Annotated in this window: 14 protein-coding genes; 3 read left to right on the top strand and 11 right to left on the bottom strand. The window is 71.6% G+C overall.

The window, feature by feature from the left end:
* Positions 1–20: 20 nt before the first annotated feature.
* The 11 genes from KBX50_RS16080 to KBX50_RS16030 all read right to left on the bottom strand — a co-directional run bounded on the left by KBX50_RS16080 (position 21) and on the right by KBX50_RS16030 (position 10,126).
* Complete coding sequence (locus KBX50_RS16080; protein ID WP_247673833.1) at positions 21–830, bottom strand: lysophospholipid acyltransferase family protein; 810 nt, start codon at positions 828–830, stop codon at positions 21–23.
* Positions 831–991: 161 nt separating this feature from the next.
* Positions 992–2,065 carry an NAD-dependent epimerase/dehydratase family protein gene (locus KBX50_RS16075; protein WP_210937827.1) on the bottom strand — a complete coding sequence of 358 codons (1,074 nt, stop codon included), beginning with the start codon at positions 2,063–2,065 and terminating at the stop codon, positions 992–994.
* 117 nt (positions 2,066–2,182) lie between these two features.
* Entirely contained in the window at positions 2,183–2,284 is a 102-nt protein-coding gene (locus tag KBX50_RS16070) for a 30S ribosomal protein bS22 (protein ID WP_007465623.1), read from the bottom strand.
* Positions 2,285–2,504: 220 nt separating this feature from the next.
* Entirely contained in the window at positions 2,505–2,714 is a 210-nt protein-coding gene (locus tag KBX50_RS16065; RefSeq protein ID WP_007465625.1) for a helix-turn-helix domain-containing protein, read from the bottom strand.
* Positions 2,715–2,939: 225 nt separating this feature from the next.
* On the bottom strand, positions 2,940–4,124 hold the full coding sequence (locus KBX50_RS16060) for an ABC transporter permease (RefSeq protein ID WP_210937826.1): 1,185 nt from the start codon (positions 4,122–4,124) through the stop codon (positions 2,940–2,942).
* Positions 4,121–4,831 (bottom strand): ABC transporter ATP-binding protein, encoded by a 711-nt coding sequence (locus KBX50_RS16055; RefSeq protein ID WP_210937825.1) that lies wholly within the window; start codon positions 4,829–4,831, stop codon positions 4,121–4,123. Before KBX50_RS16055 ends, KBX50_RS16060 begins: the two co-directional genes overlap by 4 nt.
* Positions 4,828–6,216 (bottom strand): efflux RND transporter periplasmic adaptor subunit, encoded by a 1,389-nt coding sequence (locus tag KBX50_RS16050; RefSeq protein WP_210937824.1) that lies wholly within the window; start codon positions 6,214–6,216, stop codon positions 4,828–4,830. The genes KBX50_RS16055 and KBX50_RS16050 overlap by 4 nt, the downstream gene beginning before the upstream one ends.
* Before the next feature lie 42 nt (positions 6,217–6,258).
* On the bottom strand, positions 6,259–7,671 hold the full coding sequence (locus KBX50_RS16045) for a hypothetical protein (protein WP_307870972.1): 1,413 nt from the start codon (positions 7,669–7,671) through the stop codon (positions 6,259–6,261).
* Between the two features lie 71 nt (positions 7,672–7,742).
* Positions 7,743–8,321 (bottom strand): TetR/AcrR family transcriptional regulator, encoded by a 579-nt coding sequence (locus KBX50_RS16040; RefSeq protein WP_210937823.1) that lies wholly within the window; start codon positions 8,319–8,321, stop codon positions 7,743–7,745.
* Positions 8,314–9,114, bottom strand: a complete 801-nt coding sequence (locus tag KBX50_RS16035) for an alpha/beta fold hydrolase (protein WP_210937822.1) — start codon at positions 9,112–9,114, stop codon at positions 8,314–8,316. The genes KBX50_RS16040 and KBX50_RS16035 overlap by 8 nt, the downstream gene beginning before the upstream one ends.
* Positions 9,115–9,205: 91 nt before the next feature.
* Entirely contained in the window at positions 9,206–10,126 is a 921-nt protein-coding gene (locus KBX50_RS16030; protein ID WP_210937821.1) for a proline dehydrogenase family protein, read from the bottom strand.
* A gap of 96 nt (positions 10,127–10,222) precedes the next feature.
* Between KBX50_RS16030 and KBX50_RS16025 the strand changes: the two genes are divergently transcribed.
* From KBX50_RS16025 to KBX50_RS16015, 3 genes are read left to right on the top strand one after another with little or no spacing between them, the layout of a single operon-like run.
* A complete protein-coding gene (locus tag KBX50_RS16025) occupies positions 10,223–10,504 on the top strand; it encodes a hypothetical protein (protein WP_307870971.1) in 282 nt (93 codons plus the stop codon).
* Positions 10,505–10,506: 2 nt separating this feature from the next.
* Positions 10,507–11,673: a glutathionylspermidine synthase family protein gene (locus KBX50_RS16020; RefSeq protein WP_210937820.1), complete on the top strand. Its 1,167-nt coding sequence runs from the start codon at positions 10,507–10,509 to the stop codon at positions 11,671–11,673.
* A gap of 18 nt (positions 11,674–11,691) precedes the next feature.
* Positions 11,692–12,249, top strand: a complete 558-nt coding sequence (locus tag KBX50_RS16015) for a CGNR zinc finger domain-containing protein (protein ID WP_210937819.1) — start codon at positions 11,692–11,694, stop codon at positions 12,247–12,249.
* Positions 12,250–12,262: the final 13 nt, after the last annotated feature.

Below are 12,262 nucleotides of genomic sequence, written 5' to 3'. Positions count from 1 at the left end.
CCGGTCACGGTCGCGGTCGGTCACGGACCGAACGGGTCGGGTCGACGCTTGAGCAGCTGGTGCAGGGTCTGCTGAATGGTCTCCCGTACCTGGTCGGCAAGGTTGAACACGACCAGCGGATCGTCCGCCGAATCCATCAGGTGGTCCGTCGGGATCGGCGGGCAGAACTCGATCAGCCACTTGCTCGGCAACGGCACCATGCCCAGCGGCCCGAGCCAGGGGAAGGTGGGTGTCACGGGAAAGTACGGGAGCTTGAGCAGCCGGGCCAGTGGCTTGATGTCGGCGAGCATCGGATAGATCTCCTCGCCGCCGACGATCGCCGCCGGGATGATCGGCGTGCCGGTGCGCAGCGCCGCCGAGACAAAACCACCCCGCCCGAAGCGTTGCAGTTTGTAGCGTTCCGCGTACAGCTTGCCGATGCCCTTGAAACCCTCCGGGAAGACACCCACCAGCTCGCCGTGGCGCATGAGCCGCTCGGCGTCCGGGTTGCAGGCCACGGTGCCGCCGGTCTTACGGGCGATCTCGGATACCACCGGCATCCGGAAGACCAGATCCGCAGCGAGCAGCCGCAGGTAGCGGTGCTCGGGATGCTCGTGGTGCAGCGCGGTGGAGAGCATCAACGCGTCCAGGGCCACGGTGCCGGAGTGGTTGCCGACGATGAGCCCCGCCCCCTCCGTCGGCACGTTCTCCAGGCCGGTGACCTCGGTGCGGAACCAGTCGCGGTAGAGCCGGCGCAGCGGCGGATGGAAGACCGCCGAAGTCAGGTCACGGTCGAAGCCGAACTCGTCCACCTCGTAGTCGCCGGCCAGCCGTCGCCGTAGGAAGGCCAGTCCGCTGGCGACCCGGCGGTCCCAGACGTCGCCGCCCGCCTGGTCCGGTACGTCCGGGCGGTGCCCGTTGCGCCGCGCCGGGTCCGCATCGGGGTTCACCGGCGCCGGCACGACGTACCGGTCGTCGAGGCGTCCCTCGTCATGCCGTTCCTCGGGCTCGGTCACGACCGCTCCCGGACGGCGGCGCGCACCTGCCGGATGTTGTTCAGCACCAGCTGCTCGGCGGCGGCCAACTGGTCCCGGGTCACCACGGCACGCCCGTGGTGCGCCCGGATGAAATCGTCGAAGGCGGCGGCGGTCGAGCGGGGCGTGAAGGCAAACTCCCGTTCCAGCCGCGAGATGTCCACCACCCGGCCGTGCACGAAGAGGTCGACCTGGTCGAGACCGTAGCGGCCGAACCCCATCACCCGGGCGAGCGCGACCGCGCCGGACAGACCCGGCTCCAGCACCGGCACGGCGACCCGCCCGGCTCGGCGGATCGCCTGCGACAACGCGAGCACCCCCGGCCCCGCGACGTTGAAGGTGCCGGAATGATCCTCGACCACGGACCGGTGCAGCACCTCCAGCGCGTCCTCGAAGTGCAGGAACTGCAGTCGAGCGTCCCGGCCGAAGATGGTAGGCACCACCGGTTGCGCGAAGTAGCGGGTGAGCGTGGTGTCCGCCGTCGAGCCGATGAACGGCGCGAAGCGCAGCACGGTGGCGGTGACGTCACCGCGCCGACGACGGAAGCCTCGGACGTACCCCTCGATGTCGAGGATGTCGCGACCGAAGCCGCCCCGCGGCACCTCGCGCGGCTCGGTCTCCTCGGTGAAGACGGCCGGATCACGGAACGAGGCACCGTACGCCGCAGTGGAGGAGCGGATCACGATCTTGCGCAACCGTGGTGCGCGCTGGCATGCGGCGAGCAGTTGCATGGTGCCGATGACGTTCTGCTCCTTCATCGCCGCCCGGCCACCGTGCTGCGGATCCGGAGAGCTGACCAGGGCAAGATGCACCACGGTGTCCACGTCGAGGTCGGCGAGGAGGCCACCGACCGAGCCGGCGTCGACCCGGATCCGTTCCACCCGGTCGAGCAGTACGTCGATGTCGGGCCCCGGCTCCGGCAGGTCGATGCCGATGACCCGGTCGATTCGCGGATCATCGGCGAGCCTTGCGGCGACGTGCGCGCCGAGATAGCGGCTGACCCCGGTCACGACGACGACCCCCGGAGGGCTCTGTGAGCCACCGGGGGTCATGTCTCGCACCTACCCCGGCAGATGGGACCGAGCCGGGGCAGCCACGGCCTGATCACCTGAGCCTCCGAGGGTCGACAGTTGGCGAGGGACGGATGCCGGGACCAGGCCCGGCATCGGTCACTTGCCGAGACGGCGACGCTGGACGCGGGTCTTGCGCAGCAGCTTGCGGTGCTTCTTCTTAGCCATGCGCTTGCGGCGCTTCTTGACCACCGAGCCCATACGACAGCCTTTCGATGCAACGTGCGGCGCGACCGGGAGGACACCACGAACCCGTGGCGTCAGCGACCGCTTGCGGACAGGGATCGGACCGGCGGGAAGGGCGGCGGAGCGCACCAGCGGTCACGATCGGAGTCCAGCGTAGCGGGACTGCGTCAGCAGGACCAACGCGCCCCCGCTCGATGCCCGTTCCGCCGGGCCGCCTGACCCGGCCGCATCAGGGTCAGGCGGTCTCCTGGAAGGCGCCGCGCAGGTACTCGTGCACCGCGTGCTCCGGCACCCGGAACGACCTGCCCACCCGTACGGCGGTCAGCTCACCGCTGTGCACCAGGCGGTAGACCGTCATCTTCGACACCCGCATGACCGTCGCCACCTCCGCGACAGTCAGGAACTTGACCTCCGACAGCCGACCGTCGGACTGCGACCCGGCCATGGCTCACCCGACCCATCCCATGCCCGGCGCGTGCCGCCACACGGGTCCTCCCGCGCGGCCGGCGACGCGCGTGTTACCAGTACGGTAGCGGGACGGCTGTGACCGGCGCGATCCCTTCCTGCAACTGATCATGGATCGGGCCCGGCCCGGTGACGAAAAACCCCTGGTCGGGTGCCGTACCCGGGATTTCGGCAACGATCAACCTCGGCCGCGGGTACGGGGATGTCACTCGGTGCGCAGGGCCACCACCGGGTCGAGCCGACCGGCCCGCTGCGCGGGTACCACCCCGAAGACGATGCCGACCGCTGCCGAGACGCCGAACGCCAGTGCCAGCGACCACCAGGTCACCGCCGCCGGGATGGGTGAGAGGGCGGCCACCAGCAGTGCGCCGCCCACCCCGAGGGCCATCCCGGTGAGTCCACCGACGGAGGTCAGCAGCACCGCCTCCAGCAGGAACTGAACGCCGATGTCCCGGGGACGGGCGCCGACCGCCTTGCGCAGCCCGATCTCCCGGGTTCGTTCCCGAACTGAGACCAGCATGATGTTGGAGACGCCGACCCCACCGACCAGCAGCGAGATGCCGGCGATGGCGGCCAGTACGCCGGTCAGGATGCCGAGGATGTCGCCCAGCACACCGAGGATCTGTTCCTGAGTGACGGCACTGAACTCGGTGCCCGGGTGCCGACCGTTCAGCTCGGCCACGATCCGCTCGCCCAGTTCGTCGATCCGTTCCCGGTCCGGCGCCTTCACCGCGATGGCGTCGACCCGCTGGGTGCCGTAGAGCCGTTGCGCCGCCGTCACCGGTACGTGCACCTCGTCGTCCCGGTCGACGCCGAGGCTCTGCCCGAGCGGTACGAAGACGCCGATCACCCGGAAGCGGACGCCGGCCACGTTGATCTGCTGGCCGACCGCCTCCCGGTCCGGGAAGAGGGACCGGGCCACCGAGTCGCCGAGCACCGCGACCCGCCGGCCGGTGTCCACGTCGGATCCGGTCAGGTAACGCCCGCGGGCCAGTTCCCGGGCGAAAACGGTGGGGGTCGTCTCCAACACCCCCTGGACTGTGGTGAAGTCCTCCCGGTTGCCGGCCCGCACGGTCGCGCCCGAGGCAACCGTCACGGCCACCCGGTTCGGATCACCGACCACCCGGCCGACGGCGTCCACGTCCTGGAGGGTGAGCGGGGAGAGCGCCGGCGCACTGCCGACGTCCAGCCGCCCCGGCACCACCAGCAGCAGGTTGGAGCCGAGCCCCTCCACCTGCTGTTCCACCCGCTGCTTGGTGCCGGTCCCGATGGCCACCAGCAGCACCACGGAGGCCACCCCGATGACCACTCCGAGCATGGTGAGGGCGCTGCGCATCCGGTTCGCCCGCAGCGCGTCCCACGCCACCCGCCACGCCTCGGCCAACCTCACGCGCCGGCCCCGCCGTCCGCCGCGCTGTCGGTGACGACCACGCCGTCCCGCATCGCGACCCGTCGCCGGGCCCGGGCCGCCACCTCCGCGTCGTGGGTGACCATCACCAGCGCGACCCCGGACTCGACGTTGAGCCGTTCCAGCAGTTCCAGCACGGCGGCGCCGGTGGTGCTGTCCAGGTTGCCGGTCGGCTCGTCGGCCAGCAACACCGTCGGGTCCGTGACCAGCGCCCGGGCGATGGCGACCCGCTGCTGCTCACCGCCGGAGAGCTGGTTGGGCCGGTGGTGCAACCGGTGCCCCAGGCCGACCCGTCCCAGCATCGCGGCGGCGCGCTCACGCCGTTGGCGCGCGCCAACGCCCCGGTACACCAGCGGCAACGCCACGTTGTCCACGGCCGAGGTACGCGGCAGCAGATGGAACGCCTGGAACACGAAGCCGATGGTCTCGTTGCGCAGCCGGGCCAGTTCCGGGGCGGAGAGGGTGCTCACCTCCCGGCCACCGATCACCAGCCGGCCGCCGCTGGGCCGGTCCAGACCACCGAGCAGGTGCATCAGCGTGGACTTCCCGGATCCGGAGGGCCCGATCAGCGCCACGTAGTCCCCGGCCGCGACGGTCAGCGACACACCCCGCAGGGCGGGTACGGAGACCCCGTCCAACTCGTACGTGCGGGACACGTCGAAGGCCTCGATCGCCGGCGCCCGGCTCACCCGATCTCCTGGCCCTCGCGGATCTGGTCGGTACCCCGGACGACGATCCGGTCGCCGGCCTGCACCCCGTCGACGATCTGCACCAGGTCCTGACCCTGCACGCCGACGGTGACCACCGCCCGGTCGGCACGACCGTCGCGGACCAGCCAGACGGTGTCCCGACCGTCGACTGAGAAGAGCGCCGACGCGGGCACGGTCACCGCGTCCGCCTCCTCCCGGACCCGCAACCGCAGCACCGCGTTCATCCCGGGCCGCGGGGCGGGCGCCGGCTCGGCCTCGCCGTAGCGGCCGGCACCGAGGGCGAGTCGCACCCGGTAGCTCACCCCGCCCCGCGCCGACGTGGTGGGCAGTACGTCGATCGAGCGGACCTTCGCCTCGTAGGTGGCACCGGTGACGGCGTCCAGTTCGACGGTCCCGGTGAGCCCGGGCCGGACCAGCAGCACGTCCGTCTCGTCGACCTCGGCGAGCAGGCCCAATTCGCGGGTGTCCACCACGGTCAGCACCGGGGTGCCGGCGCTGACCCGGCCACCCACCGTGACCGCGGTGTCCACCCCGGGCGGCGGGCCGGCCGGCGTGCCGAGGGCCCCCGGGTCGATCCCCGCCGGCACCCCGCCCGACTCCAGCAGCCCGGCGAGCGCCCCCGCCGAGCCACCGCCGGTGCTGACTCCGCCCGGTTGCACCACCCCGGCGATCGGCGCGCGCAGGGTCAACGCGTCGACGGTCGCCTTGGCCAGGTCGTACGCCTGCTGGGCCTGAAGTCGCTGGGCGGTGGCGAGCGCGCCGACGGCGGAGTTCAGGTTCCGGACGCCGCGTTGCACCTCCCGTACCGCCTGGTCGGCGGCCCGGGCCGCCGAGTCGTACCGCCGCTGTGCCGCCTCGACCTGGGTGAGCAACGCCTTCCGGAGCTTTGGATCGCTGACCTTCGCCGCCGCGGCACGGGCGGCGGCGTGCGTCTCGTCAGCAGCGCGGTCGGTGACACGCAGGGAACCGGCGAGGTTGCCGCCGCCACCACCGGCACCGGCGCGCTTCGCGGCGGCCAGGGCGCTGCGCGCCTGGCGGAGCCGCTCCCGGGCCGACGGTGAGCTGATCACGGCGAGCACCTGGCCCCGCTTGACCCGCTGGCCCGGCTGCACCCGGAGGCGGGCCAGCGTGCCGTCGGCCGGGGCGGTCAGGGTGGCCGCCGCCCGCGCCACGACCGTGGCTGGGGCGTCGATCTCCTCCGCCACGGCGGCCCGTGCCGCGGCGGCGAGCGTGATCGACGGTTCGTCGCCACCGCAGGAGGCGGCGGTGGTGAGGGTCAGGACGGTGACGGCGAGCAGGACGGTGAGCAGGCGGAGCCGCGGGGCTGGCAGCCGCGGCGAGTCGGGGCGGCGCACGCGACACATGCTACGAGCCCCTGTCGATGTCGACCCGGCCAGGGCACCAGGTCAGCGCACAGCCTTGCGGATGTACTTGACGCACTCCTTGCGTAGGCTCGCCCAGGACTCACCGAAGATCTCCTCGGTGGTCTGCGCCGGTAGTCGCAGGTCGTGGACCACCGCTTTGAAGAAGGCGAAGGCCCGTTCCTCGCCGAAGCGGTCGACCAGATGCCGGAAGGCGAGGTACGCGATCCCGTAGGTGCCTGCCACCTCCTCGTCTGGCGCGTCGTCGGCGGGTAGGAGTTTGTCCAGCTTGCCGTCCCAGTCGCCTTTCACCAGCCCTCGGGTGGGTACCAGTCCCTCGTACCGGGCGACCGGCTGGCCATCCGCGCCCGCGTGCTCGGCCAACCCTTCGACCAGCCACCACGCCGAGTCGTCCCAGTAGCCCTTGTCGGGCAGCGAGGCGGCGTGGGCCAACTCGTGGCGAAGCACCTCGTCCAGCCCGGGACCGTAACCGAGTGTCTCGGGTGCCAGCACCACCTCGTGGTGACCGCCGCCGACGTTCACCGCGTACCCCGCGCCCCATTCCGGTTGGTCACCGCCGTACCAACGATCCCACTCTTTCGGCCCGGCGTAGAAGACGCGGTACAGGTCGGGTGGCGCACCGGTCACGACGTAGCTGTCCGCCACCTTCGCCGCCGCCTCGGCCCGCTTCAACAGGCCCGGCAACCGGTCCCGGTGAGCCGGGGTACTGGCCACCATCACACGCTTGCCGACCCGGACGGCCAGCTTGCTGACCTCCCAGGGCAGGGCGCCGGGCTGGCCGTTGTAGCGGCCGTTGACATACGCCGAGGACTTCGACTTCGGAAAGGTCAGCAGCTGGGGTTCCGCGCCGTCCCGCCACCGGGTCTCGACCGCCATCGGGCTCGGTTGGCAGTTCGGTACGACGAAGCAGTACTGGAACTCGATCGACACCCGCCATTCGCCCGCCCGACCCGCGGAGGTGGGCAGGCCACTCGGGCGTCCCTGCCAGTGCGTGACCCGCAGCGCCTTGAGCGCGTCGAACCGACGGCGCAGGTCCGGGCGTACGGCTGAGGACGCGATCGCGGCGAACCCTGACCGGTCGCCGCCGAGCAGCGCGGCGGACTGTTTGTCGAGTTGTGCGGTGATCCGTTCGGCAACCTGTCGGGCGGCGACGGTGGTCGGGTTCTCCGTCGGCGAGGCGGCGGTCGCCGGCTCGCCGACCTCGACATCGGACACTCCGCCGGTCAGCAGCACCACCGGTACGCCGACGCTCAGCGTCAGCACCACCGCGACCACTGCGGCCCACAGTGGCCATCGGCGACGCGGCCGGCTGTCGGGAATCGGGCTGACGGGCGGCAGCCCCACCGCCGGGAGATGTGCCGGCTGCGCCGTCACCTCGTCCGGTGTCGCACCGGTCGGCGCTAACTGTTCGTCGCCCTCAGGGCCCCCGTGATTCACCGGCGCAGGGTAAGGCCTGCGGTGGTGCCGACGGAAGAGTGATCACCCGGCCGCTGCCACGGTTCGTACGTTCAGGCAGGGCCGGGCGCGGGCCAGGACGAGAACGCGACGCCCAGCGCGGCGATCATCTGGTCGAAGGAACGGTCGAGTTCGCGAGGCAGCCCGAAGTCGCCGGCCGCCTCCAGCGAGACGAAACCGTGCACGGCTGCCCGGAACATCCGGACCCCGTCCACCGCGGATTCACCGTCGATGCCGTAACCCCGCAGGATTGCGTAGACGACGCCGACCGCCCGCTCCCCGGCAGCCAGGTGCGCCGGGTCGGCCGGATCCGGTACCCGTTGGGTGGCGGGATAGCGACCGGGGTGCCGCCGGGCGTACGAACGGTAGGCGGCGGCGACGGACCGCAGCGCGTCTTCGCCGCTCCGGCCGGCGGCGGCGGTGGTCATCTCGTCGGCGATCTCGGCGGTGGCCAGCGCGGACAGTTGCTGCGCGAGCGCCTCGGCGCCCTTGATGTGCTTGTAGAGGCTGGGCAGCGCCACGCCGAGCCGGTTCGCCAGCGCGGCGAGGGTGAGCCGGTGATACCCGACCTCGTCGACCAGCCGGGCCGCCTCGCGCACCACGACCTGCGCGTTGAGCCCGGCCCTAGGCATGGTTGGCAGCCGCCAGGAAGCCGACCAGTTCGTTCGCCATCGCCTCTGGACGGTCGGCGTGCGGGTAGTGCCCGGCGTCGGTGAGCATCCGCGCCTCGGCGACCGGAAAGAGCCGCCGGGCGGCCCGCGCCTCGGCACCCGGGTCGCGGAAGTCGGGGTCCTTCGTGCCCATCAGTACCAGCACCGGCTGACGCACCTGCGGGGCACGGGCGGTCCAGTGCGGCTGCACCGGATGGATCACGCCGCGCACGGGCGCCATCCGGCCGGGGCGGCGCAGCGCCGTCACCAACTGCCGGCGGTACTGCGCGTCGTCGGCCGGGCGGTGCACGGGAAACAACGTGCGGTGGAACAGGCCGAACAACCGTGGACTGCGCAGCACCACGCTCTGGGCCAGCCGGATGAAGGGGTTGTTCTCCGGCTGGTTGACGAACGCGCCGACCAGCACGATGCCGTTGACCAGGTCCGGTGCGTCGGCGGCGGCGAAGACCACGGCCGCGCCGCTGGACGAGTTGCCGACCAGGACGGCCGGACCACCACCCAGGTCGCGAACCACCGCGAGCAGGTCGCCACCCACCTCCGCCGGGGCGTACGACGGCCAGTCGGCGCTGGAGTCGCCGTGCCCGCGTACGTCGATCGAGGCGACCCGGTAGCCCGCCGCCACCAGCAGCGGGATCAGATGCCGGTAGGAGTGCCGGTTCTCTCCCATGCCGTGCGAGAGCACCACCAGCGGCCCCTGCCCGTGCACCTCGTATGCGATCCGACCGCCGGCACGCTCCACCAAGCTAGTTGTCATAGCCAAAAGGCTAATGCCATTAGCCGACGGCGTCAAGGCTGCGCCGCGTACCGCCGACCGGGTCGATCGGCGGTACGGGTGCGGACGAGGGTTACTTCTTGGAGGCGAGCGCGCGGGCGAAGAAGGCCAGGTTGGCGGGGCGCTCGGCGAGACGGCGCATCAGATAGCCGTACCAGTCGTCGCCGTAGGGCACGTAGGTGCGCACCGTGTAGCCCTCGCCGACCAGGCGAGCCTGCTCCTCCGGTCGGATGCCGTAGAGCATCTGGAACTCGAAGCGGTCGGGGTCACGGTCGAACCAGCGCGCCCGGTCCTCACCGATGGCGATCAGACGCGGATCGTGGGTGGCCAGCATCGGGTAGCCGGCACCGGACATCAGGACGTTGAGGCACCGGACGTACGACTTGTCAACCTCGCGGGCCGACTGGTACGCCACCGACTCCGGCTCCCGGTACGCGCCCTTGCACAGCCGCACCCGCGACCCGGCCGACGCCAACTCGCGGCAGTCGGACTCGGTACGCCGCAGGTAGGCCTGCAGCACCGCCCCGGTCGACGGGTGGTCCTTCCGGAGCTTGGCCAGGATGTCCAGGGTCGAGTCGGTGGTGGTGTGGTCCTCCATGTCGAGGGTGACCGTGGTACCCGCCGCCTCGGCGGCGGCGCAGATCGCCCGGGCGTTGTCGTAGGCGAGTTGCTCGTCGAACGCCTGGCCGAGCGCGGAGAGCTTCACACTCACCTCCGCGGCGGGCGTCAGCTTCGCCTCGGCGAGCATTCGCAGCAGCGTGAGGTACTCGTCCCGGGTGGCGTTGGCCTGTTCACCGGTGACGGTGTCCTCGCCGAGATTGTCGAGGGTGACCGCGAGACCGTCGTCGACGAGTTCGCGGGTCGCGCGCAACGCGTCGTCGGTCTTGGCGCCGGCGACGAACCGGCGGACGACGTCCCGGGAGAACGGGGCCGTCGCGACGAGCCGCTCGACCCGGGATGACCGGGAGGCGGCGAGGATGACGGAACGGAGCATGAGCCGAGCGTAACGCCCACCCGACCGCCAGGTACGTTCCCCGTCCGCCCCGGGCCCGGGGCGGACGGGATGGCGTTCATCGGTTACAACCATGTCGTGGAACAACGCCCTCGCCGCCGACTTCGATCGGCCTCCGTGCAGCTCGGCGCCATCACCGCACTGGCGCTCGCCCTCTCCGGCTGCAACATGACCTCCGACGACGACGATGACGACTGCGCCCTCGGCCCGGCCGGCGGCGGGGAGACGGTGGCTCTCGCCCTGCGGGTGCCGGCCCCCGCCGCCGAGACCGGTGCCGGCCGTGCCGCGCCCGAGCCGGTCGGTGCGGCCGTGCCCGAGCGCGGCGGCTTCGGCACCCACCTCGCCTCCTGCGGCGGCTGAGCGTGCGTCGCGAGACGACGACGCCCCGCCCCGACTGGGACACCACCATCCGGGAGCAGGGCCTGGTCTACGTCGACACGGAACTGCCCGACGGCGGGGTGATGTCGTACTGGGACGAGACCGCCACGTACGCCTTCGAGCTGGACGAGGTGCTGCGGCTGGAGGAGGCCACCGAGGAGCTGCACCGGATGTCGGTGGCCGCCGCCGAACACGTGGTGGCGCGCAACCGGTACGCCGAGTTCGGCATCCCCGAGTGGGCGGCCGAGGCGGTCGCCCGTTCGCTACGGGAGAGGCCGCCGACCCTCTACGGCCGCTTCGACCTCTGGTACGACGGCAGCTGGCCGCCAAAGCTGCTGGAGTACAACGCCGACACCCCGACCGCCCTGGTCGAGGCGAGCATCATCCAGTGGTACTGGCTGGAGCACACCCGACCGGAGCTGGACCAATGGAACAGCCTGCACGAACGGCTCGTGGGCAGCTGGGCGAAGATCGGCGCCGAGCTGTACGACCGGCGGGTGCACGTGGTCTGGTCGAACGAGGAGGAGACCGGCGAGGACCACATGACCGCCGGCTACCTGGCCGAGACCGCCCGCCAGGCGGGGCTGGACGTCGAGCTGCTGCCGATTCAGGATCTCGGTTGGGACGGCCGACGCTTCGTCGACAGCGCCGACCGCCCGGTCACCACCTGCTTCAAGCTCTATCCGTGGGAGTGGATGCTCGCCGAGCCGTACGGCCCGCTGGCGCTGGAGCCGGGAACCCCGACCACCTGGATCGAGCCGGCCTGGAAGCTGCTGTTGTCCAACAAGGCGCTGCTGGCCGTGCTCTGGGAGTTGTACCCGGGGCACGAGCTGCTGTTGCCGGCGTACCTGGACTCGCCGCGCGGGATGCCCGAGTACGTGGCCAAGCCGCTACTCGGCCGGGAGGGGGCCGCGGTGCGGATCGTCACCCCCGGCGAGGAGATCAGCAATCCGGGTGACTACGGCGACGAGGGCTTCTGCTACCAGGAGTTCCGGGCGTTGCCCGAGTTCGCCGGGAGCCACCTCGTGCTGGGCAGTTGGATCGTCGACGGGGAGTCGGCGGGAGCCGGGCTGCGGGAGAGCGCGAGCCTGATCACCGACGGCTACGCGCGGTTCCTGCCGCACTACATCGATGCGCCACGCCCGGGTTGAGTCGTCTACCGTTGGGGCGTGAACTTCGACGCGTACGCCCGGACCGGGGTTGACCTCGTCAACGCGCGCCTGGACGGCCTCGACGATCTGCGCGCCATCTTCTGCGACGACCAGGAGTGGATGCGCGACGAGGTCGCGGAACGGGACCTGCCGACCTTCCGGCGCGCGCAGAAGCGACTGCGTGATGTCTTCGAGTACGGCACCTCGGGACGGGACGTCGAGGCGGTCGGCGAGCTGAACTCCCTGCTGGAGGCGTTCCCGGTGCAGCCGCGCATCTCGGGGCACGACTCCAGCGACTGGCACATGCACGTGACCAGCCGGGGTGCCTCGGTCAGTTCGGAGTATCTGGCCGGCGCGGTGTGGGGCCTGTCGGTGTGGCTGTGCGAGTACGGCAGCGCCCGATTCGGCGTCTGTGCCGACGACCGCTGCGGCAACGTCTACCTGGACACCTCATCGAACTGCTGCCGGCGGTTCTGCTCGGAGCGCTGCGCCACCCGCTCACACGTGGCCGCCCACCGGGCCCGCAAGCGGGCCGCCGTGCCCAGCCAGCCGGATCCGCTGACACCGGTCTCCTGACCTGGCGTGACCG

Source organism: Micromonospora sp. C51 (genome assembly GCF_018070435.1).
GTDB lineage: Bacteria > Actinomycetota > Actinomycetes > Mycobacteriales > Micromonosporaceae > Micromonospora > Micromonospora sediminimaris.
This window is presented reverse-complemented; position numbering and strand designations above follow the sequence as displayed.

What these genes read in the sequence shown, in the direction of transcription:
- KBX50_RS16075 (WP_210937827.1), bottom strand. Translation starts at nt 2,065, where the DNA reads ATGACCCCCGGTGGCTCACAGAGCCCTCCGGGGGTCGTCGTCGTGACC.
- KBX50_RS16070 (WP_007465623.1), bottom strand. Translation starts at nt 2,284, where the DNA reads ATGGGCTCGGTGGTCAAGAAGCGCCGCAAGCGCATGGCTAAGAAGAAG.
- KBX50_RS16065 (WP_007465625.1), bottom strand. Translation starts at nt 2,714, where the DNA reads ATGGCCGGGTCGCAGTCCGACGGTCGGCTGTCGGAGGTCAAGTTCCTG.
- KBX50_RS16050 (WP_210937824.1), bottom strand. Translation starts at nt 6,216, where the DNA reads ATGTGTCGCGTGCGCCGCCCCGACTCGCCGCGGCTGCCAGCCCCGCGG.
- KBX50_RS16040 (WP_210937823.1), bottom strand. Translation starts at nt 8,321, where the DNA reads ATGCCTAGGGCCGGGCTCAACGCGCAGGTCGTGGTGCGCGAGGCGGCC.
- KBX50_RS16035 (WP_210937822.1), bottom strand. Translation starts at nt 9,114, where the DNA reads ATGACAACTAGCTTGGTGGAGCGTGCCGGCGGTCGGATCGCATACGAG.
- KBX50_RS16030 (WP_210937821.1), bottom strand. Translation starts at nt 10,126, where the DNA reads ATGCTCCGTTCCGTCATCCTCGCCGCCTCCCGGTCATCCCGGGTCGAG.